This window comes from Frateuria defendens, assembly GCF_001182895.1.
Lineage (GTDB): Bacteria > Pseudomonadota > Gammaproteobacteria > Xanthomonadales > Rhodanobacteraceae > Frateuria_B > Frateuria_B defendens.
Genome location: NZ_LFQR01000059.1, coordinates 26,864 through 45,157 on the forward strand (window position 1 = coordinate 26,864; position 18,294 = coordinate 45,157).

Sequence of the window (18,294 nt, forward strand, 5' to 3'; positions counted from 1 at the left end):
TGCGCAATGACGCATGCATGCGGACGGGCGTCTCGCGTCTCGCCGTCTGCGACCCGCGCCGGCTAAGCTCGTCCGCCGTACCGTCTTCCCAGGAACCCCGCATGGCCAAAGCCAAGACCGCCTACGTCTGCGCCGACTGCGGCGCCGAGCACTCCAAGTGGCAGGGCCAGTGCGTGGAGTGCGGGGCGTGGAACACGCTGTCCGAATTCGTGGTGCAGCCGGCGGCGAAGTCGGCCGGCGCCGCGCGGCGCAGCGGCTACGCCGGCGCGGCCAACGACGCGCCCCGGGTGACGCCGCTGACCGCGGTGGCGGTGACGGCGGAATCGCGCACGCTTACCGGCATCGGCGAGTTGGACCGGGTGCTCGGCGGCGGCCTGGTCGACGGCTCGGTGGTGCTGATCGGCGGCGACCCGGGCATCGGCAAATCCACCCTGCTGCTGCAGATGCTCGGCAAGCTGGGCGAGGTGCTGCCCAGCGTCTACGTCACCGGCGAGGAATCGCTGGCCCAGGTGGCGGCGCGCGCGCAGCGGCTGGAGCTGCCGCTGGCGCCGTTGCAGGCGCTGGCCGAGACCTGCATCGAGCGCATCCTCGCGGAGGCCGCGGCGAGCCGGCCGCGCGCGCTGGTGATCGACTCCATCCAGACCATCTGGACCGAACTCCTCACCGCGGCGCCGGGCTCGGTGAGCCAGGTGCGCGAGTCGGCGGCCAAGCTCACCCGCTTCGCCAAGGAGACCGGCACCTCGGTATTCCTGGTCGGCCACGTGACCAAGGAGGGTGGCATCGCCGGCCCGCGCGTGCTCGAGCACATGGTCGACGCAGTGCTCTATTTCGAGGGCGAGTCGGGCAGCCGCTTCCGCGTGCTGCGCGCGTTCAAGAACCGCTTCGGTGCGGTCAACGAGTTGGGCGTGTTCGCGATGAGCGAGAAAGGCCTGCGCGAAGTGCCCAACCCCTCGGCGATCTTCCTCTCCGCCCACGCCGGGCCGACTCCGGGCAGCGCCGTGATGGTGACCCGCGAGGGCTCGCGGCCGCTGCTGGTGGAGGTGCAGGCGCTGGTGGACCAGTCCTCCCTGGGCAACCCGCGCCGCGTGGCGCTGGGCCTGGAGCAGAACCGCCTGGCGATGCTGCTGGCGGTGCTGCACCGGCACGGCGGCGTGGCCGCCTACGATCAGGACGTGTTCGTCAACGTGGTCGGCGGCATCCGCGTGCAGGAGACCGCGGCGGATCTCCCGGTGCTGCTGGCGGTGCTCTCCAGTCTGCGCGACCGGCCGCTGCCGGAGAAGGCCATCGCCTTCGGCGAGGTCGGCCTTTCCGGCGAGATCCGCCCGGTGCCCAACGGCGAGGAGCGGCTGAAGGAAGCCGCGCAGCACGGCTTCCTGCGCGCCATCGTGCCCAAGGCCAACGCGCCGAAGAAGGCGCGCATCGGCGAGATGGAGATCATCGGCGTGGAGCGGCTGGCGCAGGCGATCGACGCCTGCCGTTGAGCGTCTCTGCCGCGTGCAGGGCGTGCGCCGGTGCCGCCGCGCCTACACCGGCGGCAGGGCGATGAATGCCGGCAACTGCTCGGCGCGGGCGGAGAAAGCCGCGAGGGCGGGATAGGCGGTGGCGTCGACGACCTCGGGCACCATCAGCTGGGTGAAGCGCCAGGCCACCGCCAGCGTGACGTCGGCCTGGCCGATCTGCGCGCCCAGCAACCACGGCTGGGCGGCCCGGGCCGCGGGCTCCAGCAGGCCGTAGGCGGCGTGCAGCTGGCCCTGCACGCGCTCCAACCACGGCGCGTGCTGCTTCTCCGGCGGCCGAAGCTGGTGCTCATAGACGATCTGCACGGTCTTCTCGCAGGCGGCGAGGGCAAGGCCGATCAGCTGCAGCGCCCGCCGGCGCTCGGCCGGCGCCACCGGCATCAGGCTGCGGCCGCCGGGGCTGATCGCCTCGGCGTGGTCGATGATCAGGGTGGAGTCGATCAGGGCCTCGCCGTCGTCGCAGACCAGCGTCGGCGCCTTCACCACCGGGTGGATCGCGCGGAACGTGTCGAAGCCGCGGAACACCGACAGCGAGCGGTGCGTGAACGGGACGCCCAGCAGGCGCAGCGAGATCGCGGCGCGGCGCACGTAGGGCGAGTCGAGCATGCCGATCAGTTCCACCAGCGTCTCCGGGGCAGGGTCAGGAAGCGAACACCACCGTCTTGCTGCCGTTGAGCAGCACGCGGTCGTCCAGGTAGTGGCGCAGCGTGCGCGCCAGCACGCGCCGCTCGATGTCGCGGCCGATGCGGATCATGTCCTCGGGCGTGTCGTGGTGGGTGACGCGCTCGATGTCCTGCTCGATGATCGGTCCTTCGTCGAGGTCGGCGGTGACGAAGTGCGCGGTGGCGCCGATCAGCTTCACCCCGCGCCGGTGCGCCTGGTGGTACGGCCGCGCGCCCTTGAAGCCGGGCAGGAAGGAGTGGTGGATGTTGATGCAGCGCCCGGCCAGCTTGCCGGCCAGCTCGTCCGACAGCACCTGCATGTAGCGCGCGAGCACCACCAGTTCGGCGGCGCTCTGCTCGATCGCCGCCCACACCCGGGCTTCCTGCGCCGCCTTGGCGTCTTTCTCCATCGGCAGGTAGTGGAACGGGATGTCGCCGAAGTCGAGGTGGCGGTAGGTCTCGCGCGGGTGGTTGGCGACGATGCCCACCACCTCCATCGGCAGCTCGCCGATGCGCCAGCGGTAGAGCACGTCGGCCAGGCAATGGTCGAACTTCGACACCATCAGCAGCACGCGCCGGCGCGCGTGGCGTTCGCGCAGCTGCCACTGCATGCCGAAGGTGTCGGCCACCGGCGCGAACGCGCCGCGCAACGCTTCGGCGGCGGCGTCCACCGCGAACACCAGGCGCATGAAGAAGCGGCCGGTCTCGGTGTCGCCGAACTGCTGCGCCTCGACGATGTTGGCGCCTTGCGCGGCGAGGTGGCCGGAGACGGCGGCGACGATGCCGGGGCGGTCGGGGCAGGAGAGCGTCAGTACGTATTCGGTCGACATGCGTTGGGAGAAATCAGGCTACGCGGTGCAGGATCAGTTCCAGCACGGCCTTGCTGCCGAAGAAGGCCAGCAGCAGCAGGGCCATGCCGGCGAGGGTCAGATTCACCGCCTGGCGGCCGCGCCAGCCGTGGCGCCAGCGGCCGTAGAGCAGGGCGCCGAACACCAGCCAGGCGATGATCGACAGCACGGTCTTGTGCACCAGGTGCTGGCCGAACAGGTTGTCCACGAACAGGATGCCGGTCAGCAGGGTCAGCGTGAGCAGCACGAAGCCGACCGCGATCAGGCGGAACAGCAGCGATTCGGTGAGCGTGAGCGGCGGCAGCGCGCGCAGCCAGTGGCCGAAGCGGCGACGGCGCAGCGCATGCTCCTGCACCGCCAGCAGCGCCGCCAGCACCGCGGCGATGGCCAGCACGCTGAAGGCCAGCACCGCCACCGCGGCGTGCAGCTCGATCTGCCAGTCCAGCACCTCGGGCCGGGTCGAGGGGGCGAGCAGGCTGTCCAGCGCCAGCATCAGCGCGCTGAGCGGAAACACGATCACGCCGGCGGCGACCACCGGCCGCGAGAGCAGGTTCACCAGCAGGGCCAGCACCGACATGGCGCAGGCGATCAGCGAGAGCGCCGCGAAAAAGTGCAGATCCAGCCGCCCTCGGTGCATGCCGAGCAGCACGCCGGCATGGGCCAGCACCGCCACCGCGGCGATGGCCAGCGCCGGGCGCCGCCAGCCCCTGCCGGCCGGCGCGGTGGCGCCGCCGAACAGCGGCCGCGCGAGCAGCGCGGTGGCCAGCAGGTAACAGGCGATGGCGATGAGCGAGAGGGCGGTCAGCATGACCCGAGAGTGTCGCACAGGCCCCGAAAGCCGTACATGCGCCGGAGTGACGCCGATCGGCGGCGAAAAGTCCCGTCGGGAGGGGCTTGAAATATTTAGATGATTGGCTAAATGTCTGGCTATCGAATCGCCAAGCCGAGCCATGAAGCAGCAGGACGTCTTCCGCGCACTCGCCGACCCCACCCGCCGCGCCATCCTCAAGCGGCTGCAGGGCGGCGCGCTCAGTGCGGGCGACATCGGCGCCGCGTTCGACATCACGCCCGCCTCGCTTTCGCACCACTTCGCCGTGCTCAAGCAGGCGGACCTGGTGCGCACCGAGCGGCGCGGGCAGTACATCGTCTATTCGCTCAACAGCACCGTGATGGAAGACCTCGCACGCATGGTGCTGGACCTGTTCCCGCCGGGCGGCGCCCGGGGAGGTAAACGATGAAATCGCCGCAAGCCCTGTGGATCTCCGTGGCCTTCGTGCTGATCGCGGCGGGCGCCGCGGTCTGGTTGTATCCGGCCCTGCCGGCGCAGGTGCCCACGCACTGGGACCTGCACGGCCGGATCGACGGCTATCACGCGCGCCAGTGGGCCGTGGTCTTCGCGCCGCTGCTGATCGCGCTGCTGGCGCTCATGGCACGGGTGCTGCCGGCCCTGGCGCCGCGGCGCTACGAACTCGAGCCGTTCGCCGGGGCGTGGCACCTGGTGATGCTGGCCGCGCAGGGCGTGGTGCTGGCGGCGGGGCTGGCGATCCTGCTGCGCGGCGCCGGCCATGCGGTGCCGGTGCCGGCCGTGGCGATGCTGGCGGTCGGGGCGCTGCTGATGGTGATCGGCAACTACATGGGCAAGCTGCGCCGCAACTTCTTCATCGGCATCCGCACGCCGTGGACGCTGAGCAGCGACGCGGCGTGGGAGCGCACGCACCGGCTGGGCGGCCGGCTGTTCGTGCTGGCGGGGCTGGTCGCTGTGCTGGGCACGCTGTTGCGCTTCGGCCGCTGGTTGCCGTTGGCGTGCATCGCCGCCGCGGCGCTGGGTTCCGTCGGATACTCGTTCGTGCTCTACCGGCGGCTGGAACGCCGGCGCTGAGCCTTGCAGGCGGCCCCGCCGCCTGTTCCCCCTTTTGGTGATTCACGGAGGAGCGCGTTCATGATCACTCGTTTCCTGCTTGCCTCATGTGCCGGCCTGCTGCTAGCGACGCCGCTGGCCGCGACGGCCGATAGCGCCGCCGCCGCTGCTTGCCAGGCGCATTCCACCGCCTTGCTCGATGCATTGGCTCGCGGCGACTACGCGCATGCCGGCAAGGATTTCGATGCCGACGTCAGTCGTGCGCTGGGTGCCGACAGGCTGCACCAGGTCTGGGAGCAGGTCCAGGCGCAGATGGGGGCCTACCAGTCCCATGGTGCGCCCGCATGGCGCGCGATGGCGGGCCGCGAGCTGGCGGTGACACGGGTGGTCTTCGCCAGGCAGCCGCTTGCCGCGCTCGTCGGCTGCGATGCCGAGGGCGGGATCGACACTTTCCGGCTGATCCCTGCGGCCGCCGTGGCTCTGGCGCCCGCGGCGGAGGCGCCGGGTCCCGCGCTGCCCGCCGGTGTGCGCGAGCAGCCGCTGGCGGTGCCTTCGCCGCTCGGGCCGCTGCCCGGTACGTTGACGCTGCCGGCCGGCGCGGGGCCTTTCCCCGCCATGTTGCTGGTGGCCGGCTCGGGCCCCAGTGACCGCGACGAGACGATCGGCCCCAACAAGCCGTTCCGCGACCTGGCGCAGGGGTTGGCCGCCGAGGGTATCGCCTCGCTGCGCTACGACAAGCGCACCCATGTTTATGGCAAGGCGATGATGGAACGGCCCGCCGATCTCTCCATCGATGACGAAGTGACCGACGATGCGTTGTCGGCCGTGCGCCTGCTCGCTGCCCAGCCGGCGATCGATCCGCATCGCCTGTTCGTGCTGGGCCACAGCCTGGGCGCGATGATGGCGCCGCGCATCGGCCAGCGCGATGCGCGGCTGGCGGGCCTGGTCCTGCTGGCGGCGCCGGCACGGCCGCTGCTGGACGTGTCCGCCGAGCAGGCGCGCGAGCAGGGGGCGCGCCATGGCCTGGACGAGGCACAGATCGTCGGCAGGGCGCAGGCGATCGTCGCCGAGCGGAAGCTTCTCGCCGGTGCCGATCCCCGGCATCCACCGCCCGGGCGGTTCGGCGGCGTCCCGCAGCATTACTGGCTGAGCCTGCGCGACTACCGCCAGGTCGAGGTGGCGCAGGGCCTGTCGATGCCGCTGCTCGTCCTGCAGGGCGGCGGCGATTTCCAGGTCTCGCCGGCCCAGGACTTCGCGCGCTGGAAGCAGGCACTGGCTGGCAGGACGCGGGTGTCGTTCCATCTGTATCCGGGGCTGAGCCACCTGTTCATGCCGGCTGGCGGCACGCAGACCCTGGCCGATTACGCGGTGCCGGGCCATGTTGATGCCGGCGTGATCCGCGACATCGCGGCCTGGACCAAGGCGCAGCCTTTCGTGGCGAAGCAGGTAGCCCAGGCCCGCCCGTAGTCCGTCCGCCGCCTCCGCTATACTCGCCTCCTTCATTGCCTGATTTGCCACGCCCATGTTCGAGTCGCTCAGCCAACGCCTCTCCACCACCGTCAACCGCCTGCGCGGCCGCGGCCGGCTGACCGAGGAGAACATCCGCGAATCCCTGCGCGAGGTGCGCATCGCGCTGCTGGAGGCGGACGTCGCCCTGCCGGTGGTGCAGGCGCTGGTCGAGCGCGTGAAGGTGCGTGCGGTGGGCCAGGAGGTGATGAAGAGCCTCTCGCCGGGCCAGGCCCTGGTAAAGGTGGTGAGCGACGAGCTGACCGCGGTGATGGGCACCGCCAACACCGAGCTCAACCTCGCCCAGCAGCCGCCCGCGGTGGTGCTGATGGCGGGCCTGCAGGGCGCGGGCAAGACCACCACGGTGGCCAAGCTCGCGCGCTTCCTCACCGAGCGCAAAAAGAAGAAGGTGATGGTGGTGAGCTGCGACGTGTACCGTCCGGCCGCCATCGAGCAGCTGCGCACGCTGGCCGAGCAGGTAGGCGTGAAGTTCTTCCCGTCCGAGGCGGGGCAGGACCCGGTCGACATCGCCAAGGGCGCCATCGCCGCCGCGCGCCGCGAGGTGGTGGACGTGCTGCTGGTCGACACCGCCGGCCGCCTGCACGTGGACGAGGCGATGATGGCGGAGATCAAGGCGCTGCACGCCGCGATCACGCCGGTCGAGACCCTGTTCGTGGTCGACTCGATGACCGGCCAGGACGCCGCCAACACCGCCAAGGCCTTCGCCGAGGCGCTGCCGCTCACCGGCGTGGTGCTGACCAAGACCGACGGCGACGCCCGCGGCGGCGCGGCGCTGTCGGTGCGCTACGTCACCGGGCGGCCGATCAAGTTCCTCGGCGCCGGCGAGAAGACCGACGCGCTGGAGCCGTTCCACCCCGACCGCGTAGCGCAGCGCATCCTCGGCATGGGCGACGTGCTGTCGCTGGTGGAGGAGGTCGAGCGCAAGGTCGACCAGGAGAAGGCGCAGAAGCTCGCCCAGAAGGTGATGAAGGGCAAGCGCTTCGACCTCAACGACATGCGCGACCAGCTCGAGCAGATGACCAACATGGGCGGCCTGGCCGGCCTGATGGACAAGCTGCCGGGCGTGTCGGGCCTGCCCGACAGCGTGAAGTCCAAGGTCAACGATGGCGAGATCAAGCGCATGGTCGCGATCATCCAGTCGATGACCAAGAAGGAGCGCCGCCACCCTGACCTGCTCAACGGCTCGCGCCGCGCCCGCGTGGCGCGCGGTTCCGGCACCCAGCCGGCCGACGTCAACCGCCTGCTCAAGCAGTACATGCAGATGGAGAAGATGATGTCCAAGCTCTCCAAGGGCGGCGGCAAGGGCCTGCTGCGGCAGATGCGCGGCGCCATGAAGGGCATGGGCGGCATGGGCGGCGGCTTGCCGCCGATGCGGTGAGGCTGCGCCGGAGCTGCGCTGGGAGTCGTGAGTCGGGAATGGGGAATTGGAGCGGGCTTAGCGGCTTGTTTTGACCCGATTTTCCGACTCCCTATTCCCTTTTTTCGATTCCCCCCCTAAAATGCCGCGTTCACCGCGCCCGGTCTCGTGCGCGCTGCCGGCGATTCCGGCAACTCTGGAGCTTTTTACTATGGTCAAGATTCGTCTTTCGCGCGGCGGCGCCAAGGGCCGTCCGTTCTACCACGTCGTCGTGACCGACCAGCGCAACAAGCGCGACGGTCGCAGCATCGAGAACGTGGGCTACTACAACCCGGTCGCCTCGGGCAACGACAAGCGCCTCGAGCTCAACGTCGCCCGCGTGCAGGAGTGGGTGGCCAAGGGCGCCCAGCTGACCGACAAGGTCGCGGCGCTGGTGAAGGAAGCCGGCAAGCAGCAGGCTGCCTGAGCATGACCGCAGCCGGTCGGCGCGTCCCCGTCGGGCGCATCGTCGGGCTGTACGGCGTGCAGGGCTGGGTCAAGATCGAATCCTGGACCGAGCCCCGCACGCAGATCTTCCGCTACCAGCCCTGGCTGCTGACCTCGGCGCCGGGCACGGAAACGGAGATCGAAGGAGTGCAGGGTCGACCGCAGGGCAAGGGGCTGATCGCCCAGTTGCCCGGGGTCGATGACCGGGACCAGGCGGCCGCGCTGGTGGGGCACGACATCCACGTCGCCCGCGAGCTGCTGCCACCGCCCGGCAAGGACGAGTACTACTGGGTCGATCTCGAGGGACTCGAGGTCGTCACCACGGAGGGCGTGGCGTTGGGACGGGTCACCCACCTGTTCGCCACCGGCGCCAACGACGTGGTGGTGGCAAGGGACGGTGAGCGCGAGCGGCTGATTCCTTTCGTCCAGGGCGTTTACGTGCGGTCGGTGGATCTTTCCGGCGGGCGCATGGTGGTGGACTGGGATCCCGAATTCTGAAAGCCGGGGTTTGAGGATCTGATGCGCATCGACGTCGTCACGCTGTTTCCCGACTTCGTGCGCCAGTGCGCCACGGTCGGCGTGGTGGGGCGCGCGCAGCAGCGCGAGCTGCTTCGGGTGGAAGCCTGGAACCCGCGCGACTACGCCACCGACAACTACCGCACCGTGGACGGCCGCACCTGCGGCGGCGGGCCCGGAATGGTGATGCTGATCGAGCCCTTGCGCAGCGCCCTGAAGGCGATGCGGGAGGCGGCACCGGAGCCGGTGCACACGATTTACCTCAGTCCGCAGGGAACGCGGCTGACGCAGGGCAGGGTGGAAGCGCTGGCGAAACTGCCGCGCATCGCCTTGCTCTGCGGGCGTTACGAGGGTGTGGACGAGCGTCTGCTGGCGCACGAGGTCGACGAGGAGCTTTCCATCGGCGATTATGTGCTGTCCGGCGGCGAGCTGGGCGCCGCGGTGATCATCGACGCGGTGGGCCGCTTGCAGGACGGCGCGTTGAACGACGCGCAGTCGGCGCAGCAGGATTCGTTCTCGGACGGCCTGCTGGATTGCCCGCACTATGCGAAGCCGGTGCACGACGCATACGGCGACGTGCCGGAAGTGCTGCTCTCCGGCGACCACGCGGCGATCCGCCGCTGGCGCCTGAAGCAGTCGCTGGGACGGACCTGGCTGCGCCGTCCCGACCTTTTGGCGCAGCGCGCGCTGGATGTGGAATCCCGTGCGCTGCTGGATGAATTCCGCCGCGAGCATGCACGGCAAGCGCAGGCGCGGCACGACGATGCACTCGGTCAGTGACCGACTCAGAAATCAATCAGGTGTTGCCATGAACAAGATCATCGAACAGTTCGAAGCCGAGCAGATCACCCGCCAGCTGCCGGAATTCGGCCCTGGCGACACCGTGGTGGTCAACGTCAAGGTGAAGGAAGGCAATCGCGAGCGCGTGCAGGCCTTCGAGGGCGTGGTCATCGCCAAGCGCAGCCGCGGCCTGCATTCCTCCTTCACCGTGCGCAAGATCTCGCACGGCACCGGCGTGGAGCGCGTGTTCCAGGCGCACAGCCCGACCATCGACTCGGTGCAGGTGAAGCGCAAGGGCAAGGTGCGCGGCGCCAAGCTGTACTACCTGCGCGGCCTGGAAGGCAAGGCGGCCCGCATCAAGGAAGACATCGCCGCGGCGGCCAAGGCCAAGGCCAACGCCAAGGCCAGCGCGGCCGAGTAAGCGCGCCCGCCATCGCCGCAATACGAAGCCCCGCGAAGCGATTCGCGGGGCTTTTGCATTCTGGCTATTCGGCCGGCTGCGGACAAAGGTTGACGCCCAGGCATTGGAGCTCGCCCCGACGATCACGCCGTCGAAAACGTGTCTGGAAGCAATGCGGGAGCGCGCTTGCGCGCAACTGCGGTGTTGCCGCTACATAGGCTGATCGCGCGCAAGCGCGCTCCACAAGCACCTCGCAAGGGCGTCACGAACAGGCTCCGAAGCTCAGGAGGTCCGTGCGCTATTCAAGCGAGCTTCTGCGGCTCCTGCAGGAAGTTGCCTTGCACGAAGTCGACGCCGCAGGCGAACAGCAGCGAGGTGCTGGCGGCGTCCTCCACCCATTCGGCGATGGTCTGCCGGCCCATGTCGCGCGCCTGCTGGCAGATCTCGGCGACCTTCTTCTGGTTCTCGGGGTGCTGTGGCAGCTGGGTCATGAAGGTGCGGTCGATCTTCAGGTAGTCCGCGCCGATGTGCTGCAACAGCTGGAACGAGTTGAGGCCCGAGCCGAACTGCTCCAGCGCGAAGCGGCCGCCGATCCTCTTCCACTCGCCGATGAACTCCTGCGCCGGGCGCAGCAGGGTGACCACCTTGCTCTCGGTCATCTCCAGCACGATCTGCCCGCGGCGCAGGCCGGCCTGCTGCAGGCGCTGGGCCAGCCACGGCAGCAGTGCGGCGTCCTGCAGCGCCTCGGCGGTGAGCTTGATGAAGAAGGTGGTCTGCACGCCGTAATGGTCGCGTGCCGTGAGGGTCTTGATGGCCTGGTCGATCACCCATCGGTCGATCGCGCCGGTCAGGCCGTGCTTCTCGGCGATGGGCATGAAGAAGCCGGGCAGCACCTCGCCCTGCGGGCCGTTGAGGCGCAGCAGGATCTCGGAGTACTCGCCCTCGGCGTCCTGCAGGCTGATGATGTGCTGGTGGTAGAGCACGAAGCCGTCCTGCCGCAGCGCCTCGCGCAGCAGTTGCAGCCAGTAGCGCTCGCGCTCCTCCTCGGCCTTCTCGCGCGCGGCCGGGTCATGCAGCTCCATGCGGCCCACGCCCTGGCTCTGCGCGTTGCGCAGGGCCTGGCCGGCCTGGTTGAGCAGCAGCTCGGTGTTGGCATTCTTCTCGCCGAGCAGGCTGCCGCCCAGGCTGGCGGTGATGGTGACGGAGCGGGAGCCGGCGTCGAAGATCTCGCTGGCGACGGCCTGCTGCACCTCGGCGATCCAGCGCTTGACGTCCTCGTCGCCGCGGCTGTCGAGCATCACGCCGACGGTGTGATCGGCGAGCAGGCCGGCCACCTCGTCGGTGCCGAGCAGGTCGCCGATGCGTCCGGCGAAGGCGGCCAGCAGCTGGTCGGCCTGGGCCAGGCCGATGCCGGCGACGAGGTCCTGCCAGTTGTCCGGCTCGATCAGCAGCAGGGTCTGGCTCTTCTTGCCCTTGGCGGCAGCGGCCACCGCCTCGTCGATGAATTCCAGCGTGCGGGCGCGGTTGAACAGGCCGGTGACGGGGTCGCGCTGCAGCTGGTCGATCAGCGAAGGGTCCACCTGCTGGCGGCGGAACACGATCTGCAGGCAGGGCTCGCCCTCGAAGGTGGCATGGGCGAACTCCACCGTGGCCTTGAAGCCGTCGCCGCCGGCGCGGCGCGCGTGCAGCTCCAGCCGCGGCTCGGCCTTCTCGTCGCGCGCGTGGCTGCGCAGCAGCTGCTTGAAAGGCTCGGCGTCGGCGGTGCTGATCAGGTCCAGCACGGGCAGGCCGAGCAGGTCGTCGAAGCTGTCGTAGCCGAAGGTCTCCAGGTAGGCCTGGTTGGCGCGCACGTGCATGCCGTCGTGCACGTAGGCGATGGGGTCGTTGGAGGAGTCGAGCAGGGCGTCGCAGCGGCGCTCGGATTCGCGCAGCGCGGCCTCCAGCAGGCGTACCTGGCGCCGCGTCTGCAGCGATTCGAACTCGCGCTGCAGCACCGCGATCATCTGCTTGGGCTGGTTGCGCAGCACCAGGCCGCGGATGCCGGCGGCGAACAGCTCGATGGCGGTGCGGTTGTCCACCTGGGGCACCACGGCGAGCAGGGCCAGGTCGCGGCCGTAGACGTCGAGCTCGTGGGTCAGCTCGCGCAGGTCGAGGCCGGCGCCGGGATCGAGCAGCACCAGGTCGGGCACCAGTTCTTCCAGGGCGGCGCGCACTTCCTCGAGCTGGGTGGCGCGGGCGGGCCGCACGGCGATGCCGGCGTTGCGCAGCAGGCTAATGATCTGTTCCGCCTCCTCGACCGATTTCTCGACGAAGAGCACCTTGATGACGAAATCTTTCTTCATGGCCGCCGGGCTGTCCTCGGGGATTGCGCAGGCCGGGGCGATGCAAACGGTTCAGCCTGTTCCTGCGGTTGTAGCGGATTCCGGCCGAGGCTGCCAGTCGCGCCTGCCGCGAAAATGACGAAGATCATCCGCGGCGGCTTTTCACAGCGGGCGCTTGGCGGCGTCGCCGGCCACCTCGCGCACCAGTTTCGGCACCAGGTAGCCGGGCAGGCGCTCGCGCAGGGCGCCCATCAGCGCCAGCGCGGCGTCGTCGTCCACCTCGAAGTGGGCCGCGCCCTGCACGCGGTCGAGCTGGTGCAGGTAGTAGGGCAGCACGCCGGCGGCGAACAGGCGCTCGGACAGTGCGGCCAGCGTGTCGGCGTCGTCGTTGATCCCGCGCAGCAGCACCGACTGGTTGAGCACGGTGGCGCCGGCCTCGCGCAGCCGGGCGCAGGCGGCGTCCACCGCGGCGTCGAACTCGTTGGCGTGGTTGGCGTGCAGCACCACCACCTTCTGCTGCGGCAGGGCGGCCAGCCAAGCGGCGAAGGCGTCGTCGATGCGCTCGGGCAGCACCACCGGCAGGCGGGTGTGGATGCGCAGGCGGGTCACATGCGGGATGTCGGCCAGCCCGCGGGCGAGTTCCTCCAGCTTGGCGGTGGCGAGCGAGAGCGGGTCGCCGCCGGAGAGGATCAGCTCGCTGATGGTGGCGTCCCGGCGCACGTGGTCGAGCGCCTGGCGCCACTGGCCGGCGGCGGCGATCTCCGCGCCGTAGGGGAAGTGGCGGCGGAAGCAGTAGCGGCAGTTGACGGCGCAGCTGCCGCTGGCGATCAGCAGCGCGCGGCCGCGGTATTTGTGCAGCACGCCGCGGGCCTCGCGCGCGGCGAGGTCGCCCACCGCGTCGGTGGCGTAGCCCGGCGCCTCGTCCAGCTCGGCCAGCTGCGGCAGTACCTGCAGCAGCAGCGGGTCGCGCGGATCGCCGTGGCGCATGCGGGCGGCGAAGCCGCGCGGCACGCGCAGCGCGAAGCCCGCGTCGCCGGGGGGCAGGCGCTCCGCATGCTGGCCGAGCCCCACGGTGCGCAGCAGCTCGCCGGCGTCGGTGATCGCCTCGCGCCACAGCTCGCGCCAGTCGCGGACCGGTGACGATAGGCGGGAAGTGGGGCTTGCGGTTATCATGGTCGGCCTTGGAGTGGGCCGCTCGGCCCGTGACGAACCCCTAATGTTAGCCCCTTTGGCGGGGCGGATTTACCTCTGGAGCTCAAGCATGGCCACCGCCGGTCTCAATGACGTCAAGAAGGGTATGAAGATCCTTCACAACAATGACCCGTGGGTCATTACCGACGCCGAATTCATCAAGCCCGGCAAGGGGCAGGCGTTCACCCGCATCTTCATCCGCAACCTGAAGACGGGCCGCACCACCGAGCAGACCATGAAGTCCAGCGACTCCTTCGAGGTTGCCGACGTCACCGACACCGACATGCAGTTCCTGTACGCCGACGGCGAGTTCTGGCACTTCATGCAGCCGGACACCTTCGAGCAGCACCAGGCCGGCAAGGCCGGCGTGGGCGAGGCGGCCAAGTGGCTCAAGGGCGAGGAGGAGTGCGTGGTGACGCTGTTCAACGGCGAGATCATCGCCGTGCAGCCGCCGAACTTCGTGGAGCTGAAGATCGTCGAGACCGATCCCGGCGTGCGCGGCGACACCTCCGGCGGCGGCGGCAAGCCGGCCACGCTGGAAACCGGCGCCGTGGTGCGCGTGCCGCTGTTCGTGGGCCAGGAGGAGACGATCAAGGTCGACACCCGCTCCGGCGAATACGTCAGCCGCGTCGGCAAGTGACATATCGGTCCGCGTGCGGACCGATATGTCATCCCGGCGCAGGCCGGGATCCAGTCAAGGCACCCGTGCGAAGCACACGACACTGAAGTGTGCGCACCGCACAGGCCGGACTGGATTCCGGCCCGCGCCGGCATGGCGATCCAAAGCGAGGGGGCGGACGCCGCTGGGTGTGCCGCCCCTTGCTGTATCCAACCCCCAGAAACGAAAGCGAGCCCCCCGATGAGCCAGACCCCGCCGCAGACTGTCGACCTCCTGATCGAAGCCCGCTGGGTGGTGCCGGTCGAGCCCCATGGCGTGGTGCTGGAGCACCACGCGGTGGCCGTGCACGGCAGCTACATCGTGGGCCTGCTGCCCATCGCCGAGGCGCGCGCGGCTTTCGCACCGCGCGAGCGGGTGGAGTTGCCCGAGCACGCGCTGATCCCCGGCCTGGTCAACAGCCACACGCACAACCCGATGACCCTGCTGCGCGGCCTGGCCGACGACCTGCCGCTGATGACCTGGCTGCAGGAGCACATCTGGCCGGCCGAGGCCAAGGTGATGGGGCCTGAGTTCGTGCGCGACGGCGTGGAGCTGGCGGTGGCCGAGATGCTGCGCGGCGGCACCACCTGCGCCAACGAGAACTACTTCTTCCCCGACGCCATCGGCGCCACCTACCGCAAGCTCGGCTTCCGCGCCGTGGTGGGCCTGCCGGTGATCGAGTTCCCCACCGCCTGGGCCAAGACCCAGGACGAATACTTCGAGCGCGCCGGCGAGGTGCACGACGCCTTCCTCGGCGATGCGCTGGTGCGCACCGCCTTCGCGCCGCACGCGCCGTACACGGTGTCGGACGCGAGCTTCGAGCGCATCCGCGTGCTGGCCGACCAACTCGACATTCCGGTGCACCTGCACACCCACGAGACCGCGCATGAGGTGGAGGAGGAGAAGCGCAAGAGCGGCCTGCGCCCGTTCCAGCGCCTGCAGAAGCTCGGCCTGGTCAACGACCGCCTGATCGCCGTGCACATGACCCAGCTCACCGACGGCGAGATCGCCGCCTGCGCCGAGGCCGGCGTGTCGGTGGTGCATTGCCCGGAGTCCAACCTCAAGCTCGCCTCCGGCTTCTGCCCGGCGGAGAAGCTGCGCCGGGCCGGCGTCAACGTGGCGCTGGGCACCGACGGCTGCGCCTCCAACAACGACCTGGACATGTTCGGCGAGATGCGCACCGCCGCGCTGCTGGCCAAGGCGGTGGCGGAGGACGCGGCCGCGTTCGACGCCGCCTACGCGCTGCGCGCGGCCACCCTGCACGGCGCGCGGGCGATGGGGCTGGAGAACGAGATCGGCTCGATCGAGGAAGGCAAGCAGGCCGACCTCGCCGCCGTGCGCCTGTCGGACCTGGAGACGCAGCCGATGTTCCACGTCGCCTCGCAGCTGGTCTACGCCAGCGGCCGCCAGCAGGTGAGCGACGTGTGGATCGCGGGCAAGCGCAAGCTCGCCGCGCGCGAGCTGGTGGACATGGACGTGCCGGCCATCCTCGCCAAGGCGCGCGCCTGGCGCGAGCGCATCGTCTCCTACGCCTGACCATCCATCACCGAGCCGATTCCATGGAAACGCCCATGCCCCTGTTCCTCGTCCTTGCCATGCGCCGCCCGCAGTTCGATCCCGCGGTGGTGCCGGCGCACAAGCAATTCCTCGACGCCCTGCGTGCCGAGGGCCGGCTGGAACGCTCCGGGCCGTTCGGCGACCAGACCGGCGGCGCCTACCTGATGCGCGCGGCAGACCTCGACGACGCGCGCCGGGTCGCCTTCAGCGATCCCGCCCACACCAGCGGCGGCTGGGACATCACGGTGTACGAATGGCTGGCGCGCTAAGCTGCGCGCCGTAGTAGACGTAAGGAACCGACCATGCAGACGACGAGCAACGCGAGCCCCGAGGAAATCGCCCGCTTCGGCAAACTGGCCTCGCGCTGGTGGGACCCGGACGGCGAGTCGCGCCCGCTGCACGACTTGAACCCCGTGCGCTTCGACTACGTGGCCGCGCGGGTGGACCTGCGCGGCGCGCGCGTGGCCGATGTCGGCTGCGGCGGCGGCCTGCTCAGCGAGGCGCTGGCGCGCGCGGGGGCCAAGGTCACCGGCATCGACCTCGGCCAGCGGGTGATCGACGTGGCCCAGCTGCACCTGCACGAGTCCAACCTCGAAGTGGATTACCGCGTGCAATCCTCCGCCGAACTGGCCGCCGCCGAGCCGGCCAGCTTCGATGCCGTGTGCTGCATGGAACTGATCGAGCACGTGCCCGACCCGGCCGCGCTGGTGCGCGACCTCGCCGCCATGCTCAGGCCCGGCGGGCGGGTGTTCGTCTCCACCCTCAACCGCACGCCGGCGGCGTTCGGCGCGGCCATCCTCGGCGCCGAATACATCACGCGCCTGCTGCCGCGCGGCACGCACCACTACGCGCAGTTCCTCAAGCCCTCCGAGCTGGCGCGCCTGCTGCGCGCGGCGGGGCTGGAGCTGGAGGACGTCTCGGGCCTGGGCTACAACCCCCTCACCCGCAAGGCCTGGCTGAGCCGCCTCACCGCGGTGAACTACGTGCTCTGCGCGCGCAAGCCGGCCTGATGGCCGCGATCCACGGAAACCGCCATGACCCAGCCCTTGCCCGATGCCATCGAAGGCGTGCTGTTCGACCTGGACGGCACGCTGCTGGACAGCGCCCCCGACCTCTACGCGGCCCTGCTCGCGCAGTGCGAGGAGGAGGGCGAGGCGCCGCCGCCGTACGAGCCGGTGCGCGAGGTGGTCTCCAGCGGTGCCGCCGCCGTGCTGCGGCAGGGCTTTCCCGCCCACGACGAGGCGGCCCGGCAGGCCCTGCTGCCGCGCTACCTGCAGCTCTACCACGCGGTGATGGGGCGCGACACGCGCCCGTTCGCCGGCGTGGACGCCCTGCTCGAGGGCATGGAGGCGGACGGCGTGCGCTGGGGCATCGTCACCAACAAGGCCGGCTTCCTCACCGAGGAACTGCTGGCGCGCATCGGCTGGGGGGGGCGCGCGGCCGCGGTAGTGGCCGGCGACACGCTGCCGGTGAAGAAGCCCGACCCCGCACCGGTGCGCCTGGCCTGCGACCGCGCCGGCCTCGCGCCGGCCCGCAGCCTGTTCGTGGGCGACGACCGCCGCGACGTCGAGGCCGGCCGCGGCGCCGGCCTGTACACCGTGGCCGTGCGCTGGGGCTACCTCAACGGCGGCGACCCGGACGACTGGGGCGCGGACCTGGTGGTGGACCACCCGCAGGAACTCGCCGCGCTGCTCGCCGGGCGACAGGCCCTCGCATGAACGCGGAGGGGCACGGCGCCCTGCAGAGCTACATCGACAAATGGCTGGCGGTGCAGCCGCCGCAGCGCATCGCGCTGGCCTTCGTGGATGCGCCGCGGCACGCCGGCCACATCGCGCTGGCGGCGCTGGAACAGGAACTGCTCGGCGCCGCCTACGGCATCCGCGAGCCGCAGGTGGCAGCGGCCAAGCTCGAATGGTGGGCGCAGGAACTCACCGGCGCCCCCGCCAGCGGCGGCCGCCATCCGCTGACGCGGGTGCTGTTCGACGACGGGCGCGCCCGCGCGCTGCCGCCCGGGCGCTGGCTGGCGCCGGTGCTGGCCGCGATGGCGCAGCTGGAAGAGGGCACCGCGGCGGATTTCGACGCCCAGCTCGCGGCTGCCTCCGCGCTGCACGGCGCGCTGGCGGCGCTGGAGACCGCCTGGTGGTACGGCGAGGGCGCCTCGCCAGAGCGCGCCGGCCGCCTGGCGACCCTGGCCCACCTGCTGCACGCGCTGCGCCGGCTGGAGGAGGATGCCGAGCGCGACCGATTGCCGCTGCCGATGGACCGGCTGGCCCGCTTCGGCCTGCGCCGCGGCCAGCTGCGCCAGCGGAACGAGGCGCGCGACGGCGCCGTGCGCGCGCAGCTCCAAAGCCTGCTCGCCGCCTGGCGCGAGGCCGAGCGCCTGCCGGGGCCGCTCAGCGTGTTCCGGGCGCTGGAGGCGCGCCAGGCGGCGCGCGCGGCGCGGCGCGCGGCATCCGCGGCCGATCCGCTGGCCGCCCTGCAGACGGGCGACAAGGCTGGCCTGCCGGCGGTGTTCGCCACCTGGCAGGCCGCGCGGCGCTGGCGGCGGGCGGCGGCGTAAGCGATTTCGCGGCGTTCGGACCGCTCCGCCGCGACGCAGTGTTTCCGGCAGCGGCC

The 18,294-nt window shown here is 70.7% G+C and carries 20 protein-coding genes; 15 read left to right on the top strand and 5 right to left on the bottom strand.

The window, feature by feature from the left end; all coding sequences use genetic code 11:
- Positions 1-101 precede the first annotated feature (101 nt).
- Positions 102-1,481 (top strand): DNA repair protein RadA, encoded by a 1,380-nt coding sequence (radA, locus tag ACH65_RS09925; RefSeq protein WP_049622433.1) that lies wholly within the window; start codon positions 102-104, stop codon positions 1,479-1,481.
- A gap of 42 nt (positions 1,482-1,523) precedes the next feature.
- On the opposite strand, the gene ACH65_RS09930 is transcribed toward radA, so the two are convergent.
- From ACH65_RS09930 to ACH65_RS09940, 3 genes are read right to left on the bottom strand one after another with little or no spacing between them, the layout of a single operon-like run.
- Complete coding sequence (locus tag ACH65_RS09930) at positions 1,524-2,138, bottom strand: glutathione S-transferase (protein WP_049622434.1); 615 nt, start codon at positions 2,136-2,138, stop codon at positions 1,524-1,526.
- 19 nt (positions 2,139-2,157) lie between these two features.
- The gene (purU, locus tag ACH65_RS09935) at positions 2,158-3,009 is read right to left on the bottom strand and encodes a formyltetrahydrofolate deformylase (protein WP_049622435.1); all 852 of its coding nucleotides are present in this window, start codon (positions 3,007-3,009) and stop codon (positions 2,158-2,160) included.
- A 13-nt stretch (positions 3,010-3,022) separates the two neighbouring features.
- Positions 3,023-3,835, bottom strand: a complete 813-nt coding sequence (locus tag ACH65_RS09940) for a cytochrome C assembly family protein (protein ID WP_049622436.1) — start codon at positions 3,833-3,835, stop codon at positions 3,023-3,025.
- Between the two features lie 142 nt (positions 3,836-3,977).
- On the opposite strand from ACH65_RS09940, the gene ACH65_RS09945 reads away from it, so the two are divergent.
- The 8 genes from ACH65_RS09945 (at position 3,978) to rplS (ending at position 9,972) form a co-directional block, all read left to right on the top strand.
- On the top strand, positions 3,978-4,265 hold the full coding sequence (locus ACH65_RS09945) for an autorepressor SdpR family transcription factor (protein ID WP_049622437.1): 288 nt from the start codon (positions 3,978-3,980) through the stop codon (positions 4,263-4,265).
- Positions 4,262-4,906, top strand: a complete 645-nt coding sequence (locus tag ACH65_RS09950) for an SdpI family protein (RefSeq protein ID WP_049622438.1) — start codon at positions 4,262-4,264, stop codon at positions 4,904-4,906. The genes ACH65_RS09945 and ACH65_RS09950 overlap by 4 nt, the downstream gene beginning before the upstream one ends.
- 3 nt (positions 4,907-4,909) lie before the next feature.
- Positions 4,910-6,352: an alpha/beta hydrolase gene (locus tag ACH65_RS09955; protein ID WP_153242549.1), complete on the top strand. Its 1,443-nt coding sequence runs from the start codon at positions 4,910-4,912 to the stop codon at positions 6,350-6,352.
- 55 nt (positions 6,353-6,407) lie between these two features.
- Entirely contained in the window at positions 6,408-7,790 is a 1,383-nt protein-coding gene (gene ffh, locus ACH65_RS09960) for a signal recognition particle protein (protein ID WP_049622440.1), read from the top strand.
- 190 nt (positions 7,791-7,980) lie between these two features.
- Positions 7,981-8,235, top strand: a complete 255-nt coding sequence (gene rpsP / locus ACH65_RS09965; RefSeq protein ID WP_049622441.1) for a 30S ribosomal protein S16 — start codon at positions 7,981-7,983, stop codon at positions 8,233-8,235.
- Between the two features lie 2 nt (positions 8,236-8,237).
- Entirely contained in the window at positions 8,238-8,753 is a 516-nt protein-coding gene (gene rimM, locus ACH65_RS09970) for a ribosome maturation factor RimM (protein ID WP_049622442.1), read from the top strand.
- A 21-nt stretch (positions 8,754-8,774) separates the two neighbouring features.
- A complete protein-coding gene (gene trmD, locus ACH65_RS09975) occupies positions 8,775-9,551 on the top strand; it encodes a tRNA (guanosine(37)-N1)-methyltransferase TrmD (RefSeq protein WP_049622443.1) in 777 nt (258 codons plus the stop codon).
- Positions 9,552-9,579: 28 nt separating this feature from the next.
- Positions 9,580-9,972, top strand: coding sequence for a 50S ribosomal protein L19 (gene rplS, locus ACH65_RS09980; RefSeq protein WP_049622444.1), 393 nt, complete (start codon positions 9,580-9,582; stop codon positions 9,970-9,972).
- Positions 9,973-10,253: 281 nt separating this feature from the next.
- Here the strand turns inward: rplS and ACH65_RS09985 are convergent, their stop codons facing one another.
- On the bottom strand, positions 10,254-12,293 hold the full coding sequence (locus ACH65_RS09985; RefSeq protein WP_049622445.1) for a GGDEF/EAL domain-containing response regulator: 2,040 nt from the start codon (positions 12,291-12,293) through the stop codon (positions 10,254-10,256).
- A gap of 141 nt (positions 12,294-12,434) precedes the next feature.
- The gene (gene epmB / locus ACH65_RS09990; protein ID WP_049622446.1) at positions 12,435-13,445 is read right to left on the bottom strand and encodes an EF-P beta-lysylation protein EpmB; all 1,011 of its coding nucleotides are present in this window, start codon (positions 13,443-13,445) and stop codon (positions 12,435-12,437) included.
- 88 nt (positions 13,446-13,533) lie between these two features.
- On the opposite strand from epmB, the gene efp reads away from it, so the two are divergent.
- The 6 genes from efp to ACH65_RS10020 all read left to right on the top strand — a co-directional run bounded on the left by efp (position 13,534) and on the right by ACH65_RS10020 (position 18,238).
- Positions 13,534-14,103, top strand: coding sequence for an elongation factor P (gene efp, locus ACH65_RS09995; protein ID WP_049622447.1), 570 nt, complete (start codon positions 13,534-13,536; stop codon positions 14,101-14,103).
- Between the two features lie 219 nt (positions 14,104-14,322).
- Positions 14,323-15,657, top strand: a complete 1,335-nt coding sequence (locus tag ACH65_RS10000) for a TRZ/ATZ family hydrolase (RefSeq protein WP_049622448.1) — start codon at positions 14,323-14,325, stop codon at positions 15,655-15,657.
- Between the two features lie 35 nt (positions 15,658-15,692).
- On the top strand, positions 15,693-15,947 hold the full coding sequence (locus tag ACH65_RS10005; RefSeq protein WP_049622449.1) for a YciI family protein: 255 nt from the start codon (positions 15,693-15,695) through the stop codon (positions 15,945-15,947).
- A gap of 33 nt (positions 15,948-15,980) precedes the next feature.
- Entirely contained in the window at positions 15,981-16,688 is a 708-nt protein-coding gene (gene ubiG, locus ACH65_RS10010; RefSeq protein WP_049622450.1) for a bifunctional 2-polyprenyl-6-hydroxyphenol methylase/3-demethylubiquinol 3-O-methyltransferase UbiG, read from the top strand.
- A gap of 24 nt (positions 16,689-16,712) precedes the next feature.
- Positions 16,713-17,396, top strand: coding sequence for a phosphoglycolate phosphatase (gene gph / locus ACH65_RS10015; protein WP_049622451.1), 684 nt, complete (start codon positions 16,713-16,715; stop codon positions 17,394-17,396).
- Positions 17,393-18,238, top strand: coding sequence for a squalene/phytoene synthase family protein (locus tag ACH65_RS10020; protein ID WP_049622452.1), 846 nt, complete (start codon positions 17,393-17,395; stop codon positions 18,236-18,238). The genes gph and ACH65_RS10020 overlap by 4 nt, the downstream gene beginning before the upstream one ends.
- Positions 18,239-18,294: the final 56 nt, after the last annotated feature.